The sequence below is a fragment of the Pleomorphomonas oryzae DSM 16300 genome, assembly GCF_000422965.1.
Taxonomy (GTDB): Bacteria; Pseudomonadota; Alphaproteobacteria; order Rhizobiales; family Pleomorphomonadaceae; genus Pleomorphomonas; species Pleomorphomonas oryzae.
The window spans coordinates 28776-46548 of sequence record NZ_AUHB01000003.1; the positions used below are offsets into that span (position 1 = coordinate 28776).

Below are 17773 nucleotides of genomic sequence, written 5' to 3' on the forward strand. Positions count from 1 at the left end.
TTTCAGTGCATTGAAAGCTGCTGGCCCAAATAAAAGGCCGGCAGGCACTTGAGCCCAGACGCTTCGGCCTTTCCGCATCGCTCTGCCGCTTCGGCGGCATTGCGGAACGGTCCGGCGATCAGTAGCAGCTCGGTGCGACCGCTGCGGTCGCGGATGGTGGCGAGACCATCAAGCCCTTCGAACAGCGCTGGATATTGCCTCACGAGGTCCGACCATGCCTTCTTCAGCGTGGTGAGGTCGCCGTAGGCGCCAAGCTCCATACCAAATTGCGTATAGGCCGCCTCGCTTTGAGAGCTGGTATCGGGTGGCACGAGATCGTCGAAGTTGGGCGTCGATGAGGGTAGAGCCGAAGCCACCTCGGACTTGGGCTTGGCGGGGGTGCCAATGCTCCCCGTCATTTCCGATAAATGACCCTCGATCTTGCCGACCCGTTCCGACAAGGCTTCGATCTGGCCTCGCAGCAGCTCGGTTGCCTGCCGGAGCGCCGCATTTTCGATCCGTACCTTGGCGATCTCGGTGGCGACATCGGAATCGTGAGCTGGAGCCCCCACCATATCGCTGCGGCCGCTAGAGGTTGTTGCAGCGGAGGCAGCCTCCGGCATGGCCGTCCCCCGCAGCAGCGTTGCGCCGCCGCCGGACGCGACCGGTCGCGGCGGTTGGGCAACGACCTCGTGGGCTGGATTGCCATAGACGAGGGCGACCACGGCAAACAGCACCGCCAATCCTGCAATTGCGAGCCAGATCGACAACGCAAAGGAGCCGGAACCGGGCACCCCGCTTCCGCCGCCATATCTGTCGTCACGCTCGCCGTTCACGAGAACACCCCAACGCCGAAAGGCCGCATTTCGGCCAGTCTCTTCCATAAAGGATGAGGAAGCCGATTCACTCAAGGACAATGAGTCGCTGCCGACCTTTGTTGGTGTGCTTACCCACGGGTGTTTCACGGTTTTGTCATCGACGACCTGAAAGGGAAGTCCGATTGAATGGAAAACTTCACTTGTTGCTCATGTGCGGGCAATATGGGGCGGTGGCCGAGTGACGAAACGGAAGGACTGGGGGCGTGACGAGACTTAGGAATTACTTCCTGACCGGTCTTCTGGTAGCCGGCCCGGCCGGCATCACCATTTATATCACCTGGTCGATGGTGTCGTGGATCGACAGTTGGGTGAAGCCCTATCTGCCGGTGGCATATAACCCCGACACCTATCTGCCTTTCCGAGTTCCCGGCTATGGTCTGGTGGTTGCCGTTTTCGTCATTACGCTGATCGGCTTTCTAACGGCCAATATCGTTGGCGCCTCGATCTTTTCCTTCTCGGAAGAGATGGTCGACCGCATGCCCCTGGTGCGCAACCTCTATAAGGGGCTGAAGCAGATTTTCTCGTCGGTGCTGGCCGACAAGGGCAACGCCTTCAAGCAGGCCGCCTTGGTTCGCTTTCCCCACGCCGGCATGTGGACGATCGGGTTCGTCGCTGGCACGGCACGTGGCGAAGTGGCCGAACGGCTGGAAGGCGGAGACGACATGCTCACCGTCTACGTGCCGACCACGCCCAACCCGACCGGTGGCTATCTGGTGTTCATCAGGCGCGAGGATGTGATCATCCTCGACATGACGGTCGAGGACGCTGCCAAGTTCGTCATATCCTTTGGCCTTGTCACAGCCCAATCGGCGGATGCGGCTGAGAGCCTGATCCGCAGCCTGTCGAAGGGCAGCCCCCGTCAGTCGGTAACCACCGACGCGTCGGAGCGTCCGCCCCATTCGGTCCACGAGCCGTCATAGATGGCAACGTCGCGTGCCCCGACCACGTCGAGGGCGAGTGCAATCACCGCAGCCGATACGCCGGAGCCGCAGCTCGCGATCACCGGTTTGTTCGGATCGATGCCGCGAGCGGCGAAAAGCGCCTGCAGATTGGTCGCCGACTTGAGCCGGCCAGCCTCAATTGTCTCACCGAAAGGCAGGTTGACGGCGCCGGGCATATGGCCGGATCGAAGACCGGCGCGCGGTTCGGGCTCACGGCCGTGGAAGCGGCCGGCTGACCGGGCGTCGACGATCTGAGCATTTCCGCCGAGCGTAGCCTTTACCTCTTCAAAATTGCGGACAGCCGCTGGATTGAAATGCGGCGTGAAGACTTGGGGCGCGCGGGTCGGCTCGCCGGCTTCAAGCGGTAATCCCTGGGCGCTCCAGGCGGGCAGGCCGCCGTCGAGCAGGACGACGTCACGCGCCCCCATGATGCGAAAACTCCACCAGACGCGCGCCGCCGAAAACAGACCGATGCTGTCGTAGACGACGATGGTCTGGGTATCGCGGATGCCGAGCGCACCGACCGCGGCGGCGAAAGCCTCGGGCGTCGGCAGCATATGCGGCAGCGGCGACGCCGTATCGGCAATGGCGTCGAGGTCGAAGAACACCGCGCCGGGGATATGACCGGTCAGATACTCGGCACGGCCACTGCGGCCAGCTGCCGGCATATGCCAGGAACCATCGACTGCGATCACATCGGGATCATCGATATGGCGCAAGAGCCAATCGGCAGTGACGAAATGGCTATCGGGGTGCACTGGCATCGGGATCTCCCAGAGATTGGGTCATGCGGCTTCGGCGGGTGGGCCGAAACGCAGACGGACGCGGCGATTGATGCGACCTTTGTTTTCGATCTTGGCGATATGCATTTCGCCAATCTCACCTGTCGATTTGACGTGCGTGCCGCCACAGGGTTGCAGATCGATATCAGCGCCGATGCGGACGAGGCGCACCCGGCCGGCGCCTGTCGGCGGCTTCACCTTCATGGTCTTGACGAGCCCCGGGTTGGCCGCAAGCTCGTCGTCGGTGATCCACTCGGTCGTGACGGCGTGGTCGGCACGGATCAGCGCGTTGAGGGCCTCCGTCGCCGACACCCTCTCGACCGTTTCGCCATCAGGAAGATCGAAATCGAGACGCCCCTCGTCGACGCCGACCTGACCGCCGGTAACCGGATAAGGGAGCACCACCGACAAAAGATGCATGGCCGTGTGCATTCGCATCAGGGCATGGCGACGCTCCCAATCGACATGCTGTATGATCGTCTGGCCGAGCTGCGGCAAGTCCTGTCCGCTCTCCGGAATCAGCACGATCGAAGATCTGTCAGAGCTATAGACGGCGTTCTTAATGTTCGTCTCTAACCCGGTTCCCCACTCTACCGACCCGCTGTCTCCGGGCTGACCGCCGCCTTGCGGATAGAAGATCGATCGGTCGACATAAAGCCCCCCATCCGTGCCGACGGCGGTCACCGTGGCCTCGACGAGTTCCAGATAGGGGTTCTCGAGGTACAGAGCCTCGGTCATCGCATTTCCTCCGTCACGCCGCCTCGAACGGCGGCCTGAATTTCCTCGGAGCATCAAGCCATTTCGGCACCGTCAGGTTTTTGCTTCTCAGAAATGTCGGGTTGTAGAGCTTCGACGCATAACGTGCGCCACCGTCGCAAAGCACGGTGACGATGGTATGTCCCGGGCCAAGTTCGCGGGCGAGAGCCATGGCACCGGCGACGTTGATGCCGGACGAGCCGCCCAGACAGAGCCCTTCGTGCTCCACTAGGTCGAACAGCACCGCAACGGCCTCCTCATCGGAGATGCGATAGGAAAAATCGACCGGCGCATCCTCCAGATTGGCAGTGATCCGGCCTTGGCCGATACCCTCGGTAATTGATGATCCCTCGGCCTTGAGCTCGCCGGTTGTATACCAGGAATGGAGCGCAGCGCCATGGGGATCGGCAAGGCCGATCTTCACATCTGGCTTCCGCGCCTTGAGGCCCATGCCAACGCCGGCCAGCGTACCGCCGGACCCAACTGCGCAGATGAACCCATCGACCTTGCCGTCGGTCTGTTCGAAGATCTCGCGCGCCGTTGTCTCGATGTGCGCCTGCCGGTTGGCGACATTGTCGAATTGGTTGGCCCAGATCGCGCCGCGCGGCTCTGTCTTCGCAAGCTGGTCGGCAAGGCGGCCGGACAGCTTCACGTAGTTGTCGGGGTTTCGGTAGGGAACGGCAGGCACTTCCACCAGCTCGGCCCCCACCATGCGAAGATAGTCTTTCTTCTCTTGCGATTGAGTCTCGGGGATCACGATCACCGTCTTCAGCCCAAGAGCACTGCCCACCAGCGCCAGACCGATTCCCGTGTTTCCAGCGGTACCCTCGACGACCGTGCCACCTGGCTGCAGCCGTCCGTTCGCCATGGCGTCACGGATGATGTAGAGCGCGGCCCGATCCTTCACCGACTGGCCGGGGTTCATGAATTCCGCCTTGCCCAGAATCTCGCAGCCGGTCGCCTCGGAGGCTCGGCGAAGGCGGATCAGCGGCGTATTGCCGATGGTGTCGAGAATGCTGCCGGTCATTGAGGCCTCCAGGGGTGCGGCCGGCCCAAATCGGCCGAAAAAGCTTGGGCACCCACCCAAAAGGTGCAGGCTTTCCAGCGAAAGTGGACGCGGAAAATCGGAGCGAAACGCCGGGTCAATAGAACGGCTTCTGCTCCAGGCGCCAGAACAATCGCTATATGGCTTCTGTGTCGATCGGCTCGTCGGGCAGAATCGCCCAGCCGGTGGACGTCAAATATTCCAGGGGCTTGTAGCGGCGCTTATAGTCCATCTTGCGCGAGCCTTGTACCCAATAGCCAAGATAGAGATAGGGCAGGCCGCGCCGCCGCGTTCGCTCGATATGGTCGAGAATCATGAATGTGCCGAGCCCGTCGCTCTGCATGTCGGGCTCGTAGAAAGAGTAAACCATGGACAGACCGTCGATCAGCACGTCCGTCAAGGCGGCGCCGATCAGCGGGCCGTCGCCCATGCCGTTCAAGAACGTGTTGATACCGCGCCGTCGGTATTCGATCATCATGGTCGTAACGTGGGTTTCTTCCACCATGGCGGCGTAATCGCCAACGGTCATGTCCACCATGCCGCCGTCGGCGTGACGGGTGTCGAGATAGGAGCGAAAGAGCGAATATTGCTCGCCGGTTGCCGCCGGCGGCAGCTCGGCGCCGATCAAATGGCTGTTGCGCGTGTAGTTGCGCCGCTGGCTCTTGTCGGGGCGGAAATCGTCGACGCGCACGCGCACCGAGATGCAGGAGCGGCAATCCTCGCAGGCGGGGCGGTAGGCGATGTTCTGGCTGCGGCGGAAGCCGCCATGGCTCAGGATGGAATTCATCGCAGCGGCGCGTTCGCCCACCATATGCGTAAACACCTTCCGTTCCGTCTTGCCCGGCAGATAGGGACAAGCGGACGGCGCGGTCAGAAAGAATTGAGGCGCGTCGGTCGGGTGTTGCGTCATGGGTTCATGCGTCGGTTTGTTCCACCGATCTTGGCATTTTTCGCTCGCTCTGGCGAGATACCAAGATCAACGGAAGTAGTGCGCCTAAGCATGCCACGTCTGCCACTCGGCGGCTTCTCCGCGCCAAATGCTGCCCCGCGCCAGCGAAAATGCTCGTTTTAGTACCGGTTGACGAAGACGATGCCGAGTACGATGTCGTGCAGCAGACGCTTGTTCTCGGTAAACAGCGACACCAGCAACACCAAGGGCGTCAGGATCGATATCGAGAAATAGAACAAGACCGCGTGGACGGCGGCGACGCCGGGATTGAGGCGGCTGCCATCCATGAAGCGGGCCTCGATACCCTGGGTGCGCATGCCCACCGTTGCCGAGTGGGGGCCGCCGAGCGAGAAGGCGCAATAGACGAGCGCCACCGCCGGCCAGAGGATCGGGTAAAGCAGCCAGCCAAGGCCGAGTGTTACGAGGCCGAGGAAAGCCACCACGATGGCGGCGGCCACGGTGAGCATGGCGATGATGACGGCATCGATCAGGAAGGCGAAGATACGACGCGTGCGGATGCCGCTGACGGCGCGGGGACCGGGCCGGCCTTCGTCATAGATGTAGTCGGCGGCGTCATAGGTCCGGTTGGACATGGAAGTCTCCTCGGGAATGATCAGCCGCATATGGGAATGCGGTCTGCGACTTCAATGTATCCGTGCCCGGACTGTGGCCTATTCCGCTGATTTTCGTTCGACGCCATAGCCCTTTGCCCTAAGCCCCGAGATGATCTCTTCGGCGTGGTGACCGTCGCGTGCCTCGAATGTGATGTCGAGCGAGGCGCCCTTGGCAGGAATCTCCAGCACGGTACGGCGGTGCGACACTTCAAGAATGTTGCCGCCGGCGTCGCCGATCAGCGTGCTAATGGCGCCCAGCGTGCCGGGGCGATCGGGAATGGCGAGACGGATGGCAACGATCTTCTCCTCGCGGGCCAGCTCGCGCATCATGATCGACGCAAGGATGCGTGGATCGATATTGCCACCCGATAGCACGAGGCCGACCTTTCGGCTGCGGAACAGGTCGGGTTCCGCGAACATCGCAGCCAGACCGGCGGCGCCGGCGCCTTCGGCCATGGTTTTCTGAAGCGTGAGATAGGCATTGACCGCCCGTTCGAGGTGGCTCTCGTCGACCAGCACGATGGTATCGACGAGGTCGCGTACCACTGGCAGCGTTCTTTTCCCGGCGACTTTGACGGCGATACCCTCGGCCAGCGTCGCGCCGCCCGTCATGGCATCGATGTTCTTCACGGCTGCCCACATCGACGGATACATGCGCGTCTCGACGCCGATCACGCGGATCTCCGGCTTCAGCGCCTTGGCCGCCGTCGCCATGCCGGCGATCAGGCCGCCACCACCCACCGGCACCACGATGACGTCGAGGTCGGGGCGCTCTTCCAACATTTCCAGCGCCAGCGTGCCCTGGCCGGCGATGACGTCCGCATCGTCATAGGGGTGGATGAAGACAAGATTCTCGTCCGCGCCGATGCGCTCGGCGGCCAAAGCGGCCTCGGTCACCGTCTCGCCTTCGAGGACGACGCGGGCACCGTAGCCGGCCGTTGCAGCCACCTTCACATGCGGGGTTGTCACCGGCATGACGATGGTTGCCGCGATGCCGAGCCGCACCGCATGATAGGCGACGGCCTGTGCGTGATTGCCGGCCGACATGGCGATGACCCCGCGCCGCCGCTCGTCAGCGGTGAGTGTCAGAAGGCGATTGAGCGCGCCCCGTTCCTTGAAGGCCGAAGTCACCTGCAGGTTCTCGTATTTGACGAACACCTCCGCTCCCGTCAGTCGGCCGAAACGCGGCGCCGGCAGGAACGGGGTATGCATCACCTGACCAGAAATCGCTTCCCTCGCGGCCCGAATGCGCTCAAGAGTGATCGGCTTGTCGGCGTCGCCCATTTGTTTTTCCATGCTTTTTCCCGCCTCAGCCGCGGATGGACGAGGGCAGGGTAACGACCTTGTGAAAACATGCGTTTTCTAGTCAGGATTATGGGGTTGTCTCTGGGATACCCCTGAGCGTAATAAACCTTAGAAAGGAACCTTCGACGCCCTTGCGAAGTGAAGGTCTATCCGCTAACCGTGCCACAAGCAATTCGGCGACCCCGCGCGACTCCTCGGCAAATTGTTGCGTTGCGCAAATGGGTTGGCTTCCGAACCAACGAGGTCACAATGGACGAACTCCTTCGGGACTACCTGCCGGTGATCATTTTCCTCGGCGTAGCCCTGGCCATCGGTCTGGCGCTTCTGGTGTCGCCTTTCCTGCTGGCTTTCAAGAATCCCGATCCGGAAAAGTTGTCGGCCTATGAGTGCGGTTTCAACGCCTTCGACGACGCCCGCATGAAATTCGACGTGCGTTTCTATCTGGTGTCGATCCTGTTCGTCATCTTCGACCTGGAGGTCGCCTTCCTGTTCCCCTGGGCCGTGGCCTTCAAGCAGGTTGGGCTGTTCGGCTTCTGGTCGATGATGGTCTTCCTTGGCGTGTTGACCATCGGTTTCGCCTATGAATGGAAGAAGGGGGCGCTGGAATGGGACTGAGCCCGAGAGAGACGTTGGTATCGCCCGCCCCCAAGGGCATTATCGATCCCCGCACCGGCAAGCCGATCGGCTCCGACGACGGTTTCTTCACCGGCATCAACGACGAGCTGGCCGACAAGGGCTGGCTCGTCACGTCGACCGAGGAGCTGATCCACTGGGCGCGTACCGGCTCGCTGATGTGGATGACCTTCGGCCTTGCCTGCTGCGCCGTCGAGATGATGCAGGTGTCGATGCCGCGCTATGACGTCGAGCGGTTCGGCTTCGCCCCGCGTGGTTCGCCGCGTCAGTCCGACGTGATGATCGTTGCCGGTACATTGACCAACAAGATGGCTCCGGCGCTCCGCAAGGTCTACGACCAGATGCCGGAGCCGCGTTACGTCATTTCCATGGGCTCCTGCGCCAACGGCGGCGGCTATTACCACTATTCCTATTCGGTGGTCCGCGGCTGCGATCGCATCGTGCCGGTCGACATTTACGTGCCCGGCTGTCCGCCGACCGCCGAGGCGCTGCTTTACGGCGTGCTGCTGCTTCAGAAGAAGATCCGGCGCACCGGTACGATCGAGCGTTGAGCGACAACAAGGCTGGGTGAAACATGAGCGAAGCCCTGAACCAACTGACTGGCGAACTGGCCCAGGCTGTCGGCAGCGCCCTCGGAACCGATGCGCTTTCGGTGGACGTTGCCTATGGCGAGGTGACGGCGGTCGTTGTGCGTGAGCGTATCGTCGATGTGGTAACGCGGTTGCGCGATGCGCCGGACCTCGGCTTCATCAGCATCATCGACATTTGCGGCGTCGACTACCCCGAGCGTGCCGAGCGGTTTGACGTTGTCTATCACCTGCTTTCGCCGACCCGAAACGCCCGCGTCCGCCTCAAGGTGACCACCGACGAGGAGACGCCGGTACCCTCCATCACGGCGGTATTTCCCGGCGCTCTTTGGTTCGAGCGCGAAGCCTACGACCTCCTTGGCATCTTATTCTCCGATCATCCGGAATTGCGGCGCCTGCTGACTGATTATGGTTTCGACGGCCATCCGCTCCGCAAGGACTTCCCGATGACCGGCTATGTCGAAGTCCGCTACGACGATGCCCAGAAGCGCGTTGTCTACGAGCCGGTCCGGCTCAACCAGGAATTCCGTAATTTCGACTTCCTGTCGCCTTGGGAGGGCACGACCTACGTGCTGCCGGGCGACGAGAAGGTCAAGACGAACTGAGGCGCGCGATCGATGGCTGAAGCCCAGGTCAGAAATTTCAATATCAACTTCGGCCCGCAGCATCCGGCGGCCCACGGCGTGTTGCGCCTGGTGCTGGAACTGGACGGCGAGGTAGTCGAGCGCGTCGATCCGCATATCGGACTGTTGCATCGTGGCACCGAGAAGCTGATCGAGGCTCGCACCTACCTGCAGGCTCTGCCGTATTTCGATCGCCTCGACTATGTCGCTCCGATGAATCAGGAGCACGCCTATTGCCTCGCCATCGAGCGCATGGCCGACATCATCGTGCCGCGCCGGGCGCAGATCATTCGTGTGCTGTATTCCGAAATCGGCCGCATCCTGTCGCACCTTCTCAATGTGACGACACAGGCGATGGACGTTGGCGCGTTGACACCGCCGCTCTGGGGCTTTGAGGAGCGCGAAAAGCTCATGCTCTTTTACGAGCGTGCGTCCGGTTCGCGCATGCACGCCGCCTATTTCCGTCCCGGCGGCGTCCATCAGGACCTGCCGGATCAGCTCGTTGCCGACATCGAGGCGTGGTGTGATCCCTTCCTTCAGACCGTCGCCGACCTCGACGCGCTCCTTTCGGAAAACCGCATCTTCAAGCAGCGCAATGTCGATATCGGCGTAGTCAGCCTGGAAGATGCCTGGAAGTGGGGCTTCTCGGGCGTGATGGTGCGTGGTTCCGGCGCAGCCTGGGATCTTCGCAAGTCCCAGCCCTACGAGATCTACAACGAGCTCGAGTTCGATATTCCGGTCGGCAAGAACGGCGATTGCTACGATCGCTACCACATCCGCATGGAAGAGATGCGGCAGTCAGCCCGCATCATGAAGCAGTGCGTTGCCCTTCTGAAGGTTGAGAAGGGGCCGGTGCTGACCCTGCAGGGCAAGTACGCGCCGCCGCGCCGGAGCGAGATGAAGCGTTCGATGGAAGCGCTCATCCATCACTTCAAGCTCTACACCGAGGGCTTCCGCCTTCCCGAAGGCGAGGTTTATGCGGCCGTCGAAGCGCCGAAGGGCGAGTTCGGCGTCTACATGGTGTCGGATGGCACCAACAAGCCCTATCGCGTCAAGATCCGCGCCCCCGGCTTTGCCCATCTTCAGGCCATGGATTTTCTCTGTCGCGGCCATCTTCTGGCCGACGTATCGGCCGTGCTTGGCTCGATCGATATCGTGTTTGGTGAGGTGGATCGCTGATGTCCGTCCGTCGTCTTCATCCCGAACAGCCGGAAAGCTTCGCCTTCACCGAGGAGAACGCCGCCTATCTGCAGAAGGTGATCGCTCGTTATCCTGAAGGACGTCAGGCGTCGGCGGTCATTCCTGCGTTGATGGTCGCTCAGGATCAGGAGGGCTGGGTCAGTCGGCCGGCGATCGAGGCCGTAGCGAAGCTTCTCGACATGGCTGAAATCCGCGTCCTGGAAGTGGCGACCTTCTACACGCAGTTCCAGCTGTCGCCGGTCGGTCGCAAGGCGCATGTCCAGGTTTGCGGCACCACGCCCTGTCGCCTGCGCGGCGCTGATGAGCTCATCACCATCTGCAAGAACCGGCTTGCCGCCCATCCCTTCGAGCTGTCGGCCGATGGTGACTTCTCCTGGGAAGAGGTCGAGTGTGCCGGCGCCTGCGTCAATGCGCCGATGGTCACCGTGGGCAAGGATACCTACGAGGACCTGACGGCCGAGACGTTCAATGCTCTGCTTGATGGTCTCGCCGGCGGCAACCTGCCGGCGCCCGGCCCGCAGAATGGTCGCTTCTTCTCTGCCCCTGAGCAAGGCGATACGGCGCTGACCGACTCCGCGCTTTATGACGGCTCGGTGATCGGCAAATACCGCGCCTTCGACCGCGAGGAGCTGACACCGCCGCCAGCCTCGCCGGCTGCTGCGGCGCCTGCACCCGCCCCGGCTCCAGCTCCTGCCCCCGCTCCGGCGGCTGATTCCAAGCCGGCTGCGGCACAGCCCATCCCGAAGGTGGTTGAGGCGCAGGGGCAGGCCGACAGCGAGAAGGTACCGGACCAATACAAGCCGGCTCTGCTCGAAGCGGCGCGTGACGGCAAGCCTGATGACCTCAAGCTGATCTGGGGCGTCGGCTCCAAGCTTGAGGAAATGCTGCACAAGCTCGGCGTCTACCATTACGACCAGATCGCCGGCTGGAACGAAATGAACCTCAAATGGGTCGATCAGCATCTCGGCAGCTTCCGTGGCCGCGCTCTCCGCGACAAGTGGATCGAGCAGACCACCAAGCTGGCGAGTGGCTGGCGGCCGTCCGGCAAGGATAACGGCAAGCCCGTTTGAGATCGAACCGAAGACCCTGGGAACCTCAGTCATGCTGCAGGACAAGGACCGCATCTTCACCAATATCTACGGGCGCCATGACTGGGGCCTGCAGGGCGCGCTGAAGCGCGGCCAGTGGGACGGCACCAGGGATATTCTGGCCAAGGGGCGGGATTTCATCATCAAGGAAATCCAGGCGTCCGGCCTGCGCGGGCGTGGTGGCGCCGGTTTCCCGACCGGCCTCAAGTGGTCGTTCATGCCGAAGCAGTCGGATGGCCGGCCGCACTATCTGGTGGTCAACGCCGACGAGTCCGAGCCGGGCACCTGCAAGGATCGCGACATTCTACGCCACGACCCGCATACCCTCGTTGAGGGCTGCCTGATCGCCGGTTTCGCCATGGGCGCTCATGCCGCTTATATCTATGTGCGCGGCGAGTTCATCCGCGAGCGCGAGCGGCTGCAGGCCGCCGTTGACCAGGCCTACGATGCCGGTCTTCTCGGCAAGAACGCCTGCGGCTCGGGCTGGGACATGGACGTCTTCGTTCATCACGGTGCCGGCGCTTATATCTGCGGCGAGGAAACGGCTCTGCTCGAAAGCCTTGAGGGCAAGAAGGGCCAGCCCCGCATGAAGCCGCCGTTCCCGGCCAATGTCGGCCTCTACGGTTGCCCGACGACGGTGAACAACGTCGAGTCCATCGCCGTGACGCCGACCATCATGCGGCGCGGTGCATCCTGGTTCTCGAGCTTCGGCCGCGACAACAACAAGGGCACCAAGCTGTTCATGATCTCCGGCCACGTCAACACGCCGTGTGTCGTCGAGGAAGAGCTTGGCATCACCTTCCGCGAGCTGATCGAAAAGCATGCCGGCGGCGTGCGAGGCGGCTGGGATAATCTCCTGGCGGTGATCCCCGGCGGCGCGTCCTGTCCCATCGTTCGTGCCGACCAGATCATGGACGCGCAAATGGACTTCGACGGCATGCGCGCCATCGGGTCGAGCTTCGGCACCGGCGGCGTGATCGTCATGGACAGGTCCACCGATGTGATCGCCGCCATTTCGCGTATTTCCTACTTCTTCCGCCACGAGAGCTGCGGCCAGTGCACGCCGTGCCGCGAAGGCACCGGCTGGATGTGGCGCGTCATGGAGCGCATGCGGCAGGGCAACGCCGCGCGCGAGGAAATCGACATGCTGTTCCAGGTCAGCAAGCAGATCGAGGGGCACACCATCTGCGCCCTTGGCGATGCCGCGGCGTGGCCGGTGCAGGCGCTGATCCGCAACTTCCGCCCGGTGATCGAGGCGCGGATCGACGATTATGTGTCTCGGCACGGCATGGCTGCCGAGTGAGTGGACGGGTTTGATCGAGTTTGACGGGCGGCCGCCGGCTATGGGCGGCGCGGCTCCAGCGAGGGTTGGGTCGACATGGCAAAACTGATCGTCGACGGGATCGAGATCGATGTGGCTCCGGAGCTGACGCTGCTGCAGGCATGCGAGGCGGCGGGCGCTGAGATCCCGCGCTTCTGCTACCACGAGCGCCTGTCGGTCGCCGGTAACTGTCGCATGTGCCTCGTCGAGGTGAAGGGTGGTCCGCCGAAGCCGACCGCGTCCTGCGGCATGAACGTGCGCGACCTCAGGCCCGGTCCCAACGGCGAGCCGCCGGTGGTGCTGACCAATTCGCCCATGGTCAAGAAAGCCCGCGAGGGCGTGATGGAGTTCCTGCTGATCAACCATCCGCTCGACTGCCCGATCTGCGATCAGGGCGGCGAATGCGACCTGCAGGACCAGGCGATGGCCTACGGCGTCTCCGGTTCGCGCTTCATCGAGAACAAGCGCGCCGTCGAGGACAAGTATCTCGGCCCGCTCGTCAAGACGTCGATGAACCGGTGCATTCATTGCACCCGCTGCGTGCGCTTCACCACGGAAGTGGCCGGTATCGCCGAGATGGGGCTCATCTCGCGCGGTGAAGACGCCGAAATCACCAGCTATCTCGAGAAGGCGCTGTCGTCGGAACTGCAGGGCAACGTTATCGATCTTTGCCCGGTCGGTGCGCTGACCTCCAAGCCCTATGCCTTCCATGCGCGTCCCTGGGAACTCTCCAAGACCGAATCCGTCGACGTGATGGATGCTGTCGGCTCGGCAATTCGGGTCGATGTCCGCGGTCGTGAGGTCATGCGCGTGCTGCCGCGGCTCAACGAGGCGGTCAACGAGGAGTGGATCTCCGACAAGACGCGCTTCATCTGGGATGGCCTCAGGACGCAGCGACTTGATCGCCCCTACGTCAAGGCCGATGGCCGCTTCCATGCGACTTCGTGGGGCGATGCCTTCGCGGCGATTGCCACCCGCGTCAACTCGACATCTGCAGGTCGCATGGGTGCCATTGTCGGCGACCTTGTCTCTGTCGAAGAGATGTTCGCGCTGAAGGAACTGATGACCGCGCTGGGCGTCGCCTCGGTGGACGGCCGTCAGGACGGCACGGCGCTGCATCCGAAGTTCGGCCGCGCCAGCTATGTGTTCAATGCCACCATCGCCGGCATCGAGGAGGCTGACGCCATCCTGATGATCGGCGCCGATCCTCGCCATGAGGCGGCGGTGATGAATGCTCGCATTCGCAAGCGCTGGCGGGCAAGCGGTGGCAAGCTGCCAGTCTATACGATTGGTGCCCAGGTCGACCTGACCTATCCGCAGATCCACCTTGGCAATGACCCGGCCGCTCTTCAGCATCTCGATGCTGCTGCCCTGGACGTGCTGAAGGCAGCCCAGAAGCCGCTCATCATTGTCGGGCAGGGCGCTCTCATCCGTCACGATGGCCTCGCGCTGTTGTCGCTGGCTGCCAAGCTCGCGACCGATGTTGGCGCTATCGTCGACGGCTGGAACGGCTTCTCGGTGCTGCACACTGCGGCCTCGCGCGTCGGCGCGCTTGATCTCGGTCTGGTGCCGGGCGAGGGCGGTCGTGACGTTGCTGGCATGATCGACGCCTCGACCAAGGGCGAGCTCGACGTTCTGTTCCTGCTCGGCGCCGATGAGTTTGGCGCTCAGCACCTCGGACCGAACACCTTCGTGGTCTACATCGGTAGCCATGGCGACACCGGAGCCCACCGCGCCGATGTGATCCTGCCGGGTGCCACCTACGCCGAGAAGTCGGGCACCTATATCAACACCGAAGGACGCGTCCAGCTTGCCAACCGCGCCGCTTTCCCGCCGGGCGAAGCCCGCGAGGACTGGGCCGTGCTGCGTGCCCTGTCGGAAGCGCTCGGTCGCAGGCTGCCGTTCGATAGTCTGTCGCAGCTTCGGGCCAAGCTCTATGCGGCTTATCCCGAGTTTGCCGCGATCGATACGATCCCGGCAGCCGATCCGCAGGCCATCGCGACGCTTGCCGCGCTCGGCGGTATCGTCCGGCCGGAACCTTTCGTTCCGGTGATTGCCGACTTCTACCTCACGAATCCGATCGCCCGTGCCTCCAAGGTGATGGCCGAGTGTTCGGCGCTTGCCCGCTCCGGGCACTCCATCGCAGCGGAATGAGAGACGCCCCATGAGCTTCTGGTCCGATATCGTCTGGCCCGTCGTGGTGATCGCCGCTCAGAGCGTGCTGCTCCTGGTGCTGCTGCTTATCGTCGTCGCCTTCATCCTACTGGCCGATCGCAAGATCTGGGCGGCGGTACAGATCCGCCGTGGTCCCAACGTGGTCGGCCCGTTCGGCCTGTTCCAGTCCTTTGCCGACCTCCTGAAGTTCGTTCTGAAGGAACCGGTCATTCCCTCGGGGTCGGCCAAGGGCCTGTTCCTGCTGGCGCCGCTGGTCACAACCACGCTCGCCTTGCTGGCCTGGGTGGTGGTTCCGGTGGCCGACGGCTGGGTGATTGCCGACATCAATGTCGGCGTGCTGTTCATTCTCGCCATCTCCTCGCTCAGCGTCTATGGCGCCATCATGGGCGGCTGGGCGTCGAATTCGAAATACCCCTTCCTGTCGGCTCTGCGTTGCGCCGCTCAGATGGTGTCCTATGAAGTGTCGATCGGCCTCGTCATCATCACCGTGCTGCTCTGCGCCGGTTCGCTGAACATCTCGGCCATCGTCCGTTCGCAGGAGACCGGCCTTGCCACCATGATCGGCTTGCCGTGGCTGTCCTTCCTGAACTGGTACTGGCTGCCGCTTCTGCCTATGTTCGTGGTCTTCTTCGTGTCAGCGCTGGCGGAAACCAACCGCCCGCCCTTCGACCTCGCCGAGGCTGAGTCCGAGCTGGTTGCCGGTTACATGGTCGAATACGGCTCGACGCCGTACATGATGTTCATGCTCGGCGAATACGTCGCCATCTGCACCATGTGCGCCATGATGGCGCTGCTGTTCATGGGCGGTTGGATGCCGCCGATCAACGTCGCGCCGTTCACCTGGGTTCCGGGCATCGTCTGGTTCCTGCTGAAGGCACTCCTGATGTTCTTCTTCGTCGCCATGGCCAAGGCGATGGTCCCTCGCTACCGCTATGACCAGCTGATGCGCCTCGGCTGGAAGGTGTTCCTGCCGCTATCGCTCATCTACGTCGTGCTGGTGGCCGGCGTGCTGCAGCTGACCGGCTGGGGTGCCTGAGGGAGATTGTGATGGATCTGTCGCTCGCAGGCGTGGTTGGGGCGGCAGTCGGCATCGGTGTCGGTCTCGTCGACTACGGCGTGATCGGATCGGTGATCAGGCGGGCGCTGGAGCGCCGGCCGGGATGGATTGAGCCGCGACGGGCGGACCTTTTGATGAAGGTCCTGTTCGTCGTCAACGCCATCGTCTTCGCCGCCCTCGGTTGGTGGCTGGGCGTGTCGGTGGCGGGAACAGGGCTTCCGGCGCCGGGTTGACGGCGACGAAACGTGATTTCGGCAGGCTTCGCTCAACAGCGAGTGCCGGCCTGGAATGAAGGAATGGGTGCGATGAAACTCAGCCAGGTGGCAAAGTCCTTCCTCCTCAAGGAGTTCGTGTCGGGGTTCTTCCTCGCCATGCGTTACTTCTTTAAGGCGAAGCCGACCATCAACTACCCGTTCGAGAAGGTGGGCATGAGCCCGCGCTTTCGCGGCGAGCATGCGTTGCGTCGCTATCCGAGCGGTGAGGAGCGGTGCATCGCCTGCAAGCTCTGCGAGGCGATCTGTCCGGCGCAGGCTATCACCATCGAGGCCGGCCCGCGTGGCAACGACGGCACACGCCGTACCACGCGCTACGACATCGATATGGTGAAGTGCATCTACTGCGGCTTCTGCCAGGAAGCCTGTCCGGTGGATGCCATCGTCGAGGGGCCGAACTTGGAGTTCGCCACCGAGACGCGTGAGGAACTCTACTTCTCCAAGGAGCGGCTGCTCGAGAACGGCGACCGATGGGAGCGCGAGATCGCTCGCAATATCGCGGCTGATGCGCCTTACCGCTGATCGGTTGCGATGCTCGAACAGAGAGACTGACGGGATTGGACGCGCCGTGAGGCGCATCGGGGACGAAGCGAGATGATACAGGCCTTGTTCTTCTATCTGTTTGCGGCGATCACCATCGCTTCGGCGGTTATGGTGATTTCCTCACGCAACCCCGTGCATTCGGTGCTGTTCCTGATCCTCGCCTTCGTCAACGCGGCCGGCCTGTTCATGCTGGCCGGCGCCGAATTCCTGGCCCTGCTGCTGATCGTCGTCTACGTCGGCGCCGTGGCGGTGCTGTTCCTGTTCGTGGTGATGATGCTCGACGTCGACTTCGTCGAGCTCCGACAGGGCTTCATGCAGTACCTGCCGATCGGCATGCTGGTCGGGCTGATCTTCCTCGCCGAGCTCCTGATGGTGGCCGGTGCCTGGGTGTTCGCCCCCGAGGCGACCGCGACCGCCACGGCCCCGATCCCCGACCCGGCGCAGGTTTCCAACACGCTGGCGCTCGGTCAGCTCCTTTACACGCGCTACGTCTACTTCTTCCAGGTCGCCGGCTTCGTGCTGCTAGTCGCGATGATCGGCGCCATTACGCTGACGCTGCGCCATCGCGCCTATGTCCGGCGCCAGAACGTATCTGTCCAGGTGGCACGCACTCGCGCTACCTCCATCGAAGTCAAGCATGTCGAGCCGGGGAGGGGACTGTGACCGATCACTCGCACCGTTTCTTCTCCGGACAAGGAAGGTTGACCCCATGACGCTCGGTCTTGCGCACTATCTGTCGGTCGCGGCGATCCTGTTCACGCTCGGGGTGCTGGGCATCTTCCTCAATCGGAAGAACGTTATCGTCATCCTGATGAGCGTCGAGTTGATCCTTCTCGCGGTCAATCTCAACCTTGTCGCCTTCTCGCATTTCCTCGGTGATCTCGTCGGGCAGGTGTTCGCCCTGTTCGTGCTGACGGTCGCCGCCGCCGAGGCCGCCATCGGCCTTGCCATTCTGGTCGCATTCTTCCGCAACCGCGGCTCCATCGCGGTGGAAGACATCAACGTGATGAAGGGCTGACGCAAGA

Annotated in this window: 20 protein-coding genes; 13 read left to right on the top strand and 7 right to left on the bottom strand. The window is 62.7% G+C overall.

The window, feature by feature from the left end; all coding sequences use genetic code 11:
• Positions 1-2: 2 nt before the first annotated feature.
• On the bottom strand, positions 3-815 hold the full coding sequence (locus tag G522_RS0105360) for a hypothetical protein (protein ID WP_156886837.1): 813 nt from the start codon (positions 813-815) through the stop codon (positions 3-5).
• 245 nt (positions 816-1060) lie between these two features.
• Between G522_RS0105360 and G522_RS25720 the strand changes: the two genes are divergently transcribed.
• On the top strand, positions 1061-1777 hold the full coding sequence (locus tag G522_RS25720) for a DUF502 domain-containing protein (RefSeq protein ID WP_084632855.1): 717 nt from the start codon (positions 1061-1063) through the stop codon (positions 1775-1777).
• On the opposite strand, the gene sseA is transcribed toward G522_RS25720, so the two are convergent.
• From sseA to G522_RS0105395, 6 genes are all read right to left on the bottom strand, one after another.
• Entirely contained in the window at positions 1717-2562 is an 846-nt protein-coding gene (gene sseA, locus G522_RS0105370) for a 3-mercaptopyruvate sulfurtransferase (RefSeq protein ID WP_036838286.1), read from the bottom strand. The two genes, G522_RS25720 and sseA, sit on opposite strands and share 61 nt — an antisense overlap.
• Before the next feature lie 21 nt (positions 2563-2583).
• The gene (locus G522_RS0105375; protein ID WP_026790153.1) at positions 2584-3318 is read right to left on the bottom strand and encodes an alanyl-tRNA editing protein; all 735 of its coding nucleotides are present in this window, start codon (positions 3316-3318) and stop codon (positions 2584-2586) included.
• Positions 3319-3331: 13 nt separating this feature from the next.
• Positions 3332-4363: a cysteine synthase A gene (locus G522_RS0105380; RefSeq protein WP_026790154.1), complete on the bottom strand. Its 1032-nt coding sequence runs from the start codon at positions 4361-4363 to the stop codon at positions 3332-3334.
• A 154-nt stretch (positions 4364-4517) separates the two neighbouring features.
• The gene (locus G522_RS0105385) at positions 4518-5291 is read right to left on the bottom strand and encodes an arginyltransferase (RefSeq protein WP_026790155.1); all 774 of its coding nucleotides are present in this window, start codon (positions 5289-5291) and stop codon (positions 4518-4520) included.
• Between the two features lie 158 nt (positions 5292-5449).
• Entirely contained in the window at positions 5450-5923 is a 474-nt protein-coding gene (locus tag G522_RS0105390) for an RDD family protein (protein WP_051228418.1), read from the bottom strand.
• Positions 5924-6001: 78 nt separating this feature from the next.
• Positions 6002-7240 (bottom strand): threonine ammonia-lyase, encoded by a 1239-nt coding sequence (locus G522_RS0105395; protein WP_026790157.1) that lies wholly within the window; start codon positions 7238-7240, stop codon positions 6002-6004.
• A gap of 258 nt (positions 7241-7498) precedes the next feature.
• Between G522_RS0105395 and G522_RS0105400 the strand changes: the two genes are divergently transcribed.
• From G522_RS0105400 to nuoK, 12 genes are all read left to right on the top strand, one after another.
• Positions 7499-7864: an NADH-quinone oxidoreductase subunit A gene (locus tag G522_RS0105400; RefSeq protein WP_026790158.1), complete on the top strand. Its 366-nt coding sequence runs from the start codon at positions 7499-7501 to the stop codon at positions 7862-7864.
• Positions 7855-8433, top strand: a complete 579-nt coding sequence (locus tag G522_RS0105405; RefSeq protein ID WP_026790159.1) for a NuoB/complex I 20 kDa subunit family protein — start codon at positions 7855-7857, stop codon at positions 8431-8433. Before G522_RS0105400 ends, G522_RS0105405 begins: the two co-directional genes overlap by 10 nt.
• 23 nt (positions 8434-8456) lie before the next feature.
• Positions 8457-9074, top strand: coding sequence for an NADH-quinone oxidoreductase subunit C (locus G522_RS0105410; protein ID WP_026790160.1), 618 nt, complete (start codon positions 8457-8459; stop codon positions 9072-9074).
• A 12-nt stretch (positions 9075-9086) separates the two neighbouring features.
• Positions 9087-10271, top strand: a complete 1185-nt coding sequence (locus tag G522_RS0105415; RefSeq protein ID WP_026790161.1) for an NADH-quinone oxidoreductase subunit D — start codon at positions 9087-9089, stop codon at positions 10269-10271.
• On the top strand, positions 10271-11362 hold the full coding sequence (nuoE, locus tag G522_RS0105420; protein WP_026790162.1) for an NADH-quinone oxidoreductase subunit NuoE: 1092 nt from the start codon (positions 10271-10273) through the stop codon (positions 11360-11362). Before G522_RS0105415 ends, nuoE begins: the two co-directional genes overlap by 1 nt.
• Before the next feature lie 31 nt (positions 11363-11393).
• Entirely contained in the window at positions 11394-12683 is a 1290-nt protein-coding gene (gene nuoF, locus G522_RS0105425) for an NADH-quinone oxidoreductase subunit NuoF (RefSeq protein ID WP_026790163.1), read from the top strand.
• Positions 12684-12758: 75 nt separating this feature from the next.
• Positions 12759-14855: an NADH-quinone oxidoreductase subunit NuoG gene (nuoG, locus tag G522_RS0105430; protein ID WP_026790164.1), complete on the top strand. Its 2097-nt coding sequence runs from the start codon at positions 12759-12761 to the stop codon at positions 14853-14855.
• A 10-nt stretch (positions 14856-14865) separates the two neighbouring features.
• Positions 14866-15912, top strand: coding sequence for an NADH-quinone oxidoreductase subunit NuoH (nuoH, locus tag G522_RS0105435; RefSeq protein ID WP_026790165.1), 1047 nt, complete (start codon positions 14866-14868; stop codon positions 15910-15912).
• An 11-nt stretch (positions 15913-15923) separates the two neighbouring features.
• Positions 15924-16166, top strand: a complete 243-nt coding sequence (locus G522_RS0105440) for a hypothetical protein (protein WP_026790166.1) — start codon at positions 15924-15926, stop codon at positions 16164-16166.
• Positions 16167-16238: 72 nt separating this feature from the next.
• Complete coding sequence (gene nuoI / locus G522_RS0105445; protein WP_026790167.1) at positions 16239-16727, top strand: NADH-quinone oxidoreductase subunit NuoI; 489 nt, start codon at positions 16239-16241, stop codon at positions 16725-16727.
• 72 nt (positions 16728-16799) lie between these two features.
• Positions 16800-17411: an NADH-quinone oxidoreductase subunit J gene (locus G522_RS0105450; protein ID WP_026790168.1), complete on the top strand. Its 612-nt coding sequence runs from the start codon at positions 16800-16802 to the stop codon at positions 17409-17411.
• Between the two features lie 46 nt (positions 17412-17457).
• Complete coding sequence (gene nuoK / locus G522_RS0105455; RefSeq protein ID WP_026783452.1) at positions 17458-17766, top strand: NADH-quinone oxidoreductase subunit NuoK; 309 nt, start codon at positions 17458-17460, stop codon at positions 17764-17766.
• Positions 17767-17773: the final 7 nt, after the last annotated feature.

Bases quoted from the DNA above. Each gene is read 5' to 3' on its own strand.
- sseA (WP_036838286.1), bottom strand. From the start codon at position 2,562: ATGCCAGTGCACCCCGATAGCCATTTCGTCACTGCCGATTGGCTCTTG.
- G522_RS0105375 (WP_026790153.1), bottom strand. From the start codon at position 3,318: ATGACCGAGGCTCTGTACCTCGAGAACCCCTATCTGGAACTCGTCGAG.
- G522_RS0105380 (WP_026790154.1), bottom strand. From the start codon at position 4,363: ATGACCGGCAGCATTCTCGACACCATCGGCAATACGCCGCTGATCCGC.
- G522_RS0105385 (WP_026790155.1), bottom strand. From the start codon at position 5,291: ATGACGCAACACCCGACCGACGCGCCTCAATTCTTTCTGACCGCGCCG.
- G522_RS0105390 (WP_051228418.1), bottom strand. From the start codon at position 5,923: ATGTCCAACCGGACCTATGACGCCGCCGACTACATCTATGACGAAGGC.
- G522_RS0105395 (WP_026790157.1), bottom strand. From the start codon at position 7,240: ATGGAAAAACAAATGGGCGACGCCGACAAGCCGATCACTCTTGAGCGC.
- G522_RS0105400 (WP_026790158.1), top strand. From the start codon at position 7,499: ATGGACGAACTCCTTCGGGACTACCTGCCGGTGATCATTTTCCTCGGC.
- G522_RS0105405 (WP_026790159.1), top strand. From the start codon at position 7,855: ATGGGACTGAGCCCGAGAGAGACGTTGGTATCGCCCGCCCCCAAGGGC.
- G522_RS0105410 (WP_026790160.1), top strand. From the start codon at position 8,457: ATGAGCGAAGCCCTGAACCAACTGACTGGCGAACTGGCCCAGGCTGTC.
- G522_RS0105415 (WP_026790161.1), top strand. From the start codon at position 9,087: ATGGCTGAAGCCCAGGTCAGAAATTTCAATATCAACTTCGGCCCGCAG.
- nuoE (WP_026790162.1), top strand. From the start codon at position 10,271: ATGTCCGTCCGTCGTCTTCATCCCGAACAGCCGGAAAGCTTCGCCTTC.
- nuoF (WP_026790163.1), top strand. From the start codon at position 11,394: ATGCTGCAGGACAAGGACCGCATCTTCACCAATATCTACGGGCGCCAT.
- nuoG (WP_026790164.1), top strand. From the start codon at position 12,759: ATGGCAAAACTGATCGTCGACGGGATCGAGATCGATGTGGCTCCGGAG.
- nuoH (WP_026790165.1), top strand. From the start codon at position 14,866: ATGAGCTTCTGGTCCGATATCGTCTGGCCCGTCGTGGTGATCGCCGCT.
- G522_RS0105440 (WP_026790166.1), top strand. From the start codon at position 15,924: ATGGATCTGTCGCTCGCAGGCGTGGTTGGGGCGGCAGTCGGCATCGGT.
- nuoI (WP_026790167.1), top strand. From the start codon at position 16,239: ATGAAACTCAGCCAGGTGGCAAAGTCCTTCCTCCTCAAGGAGTTCGTG.
- G522_RS0105450 (WP_026790168.1), top strand. From the start codon at position 16,800: ATGATACAGGCCTTGTTCTTCTATCTGTTTGCGGCGATCACCATCGCT.
- nuoK (WP_026783452.1), top strand. From the start codon at position 17,458: ATGACGCTCGGTCTTGCGCACTATCTGTCGGTCGCGGCGATCCTGTTC.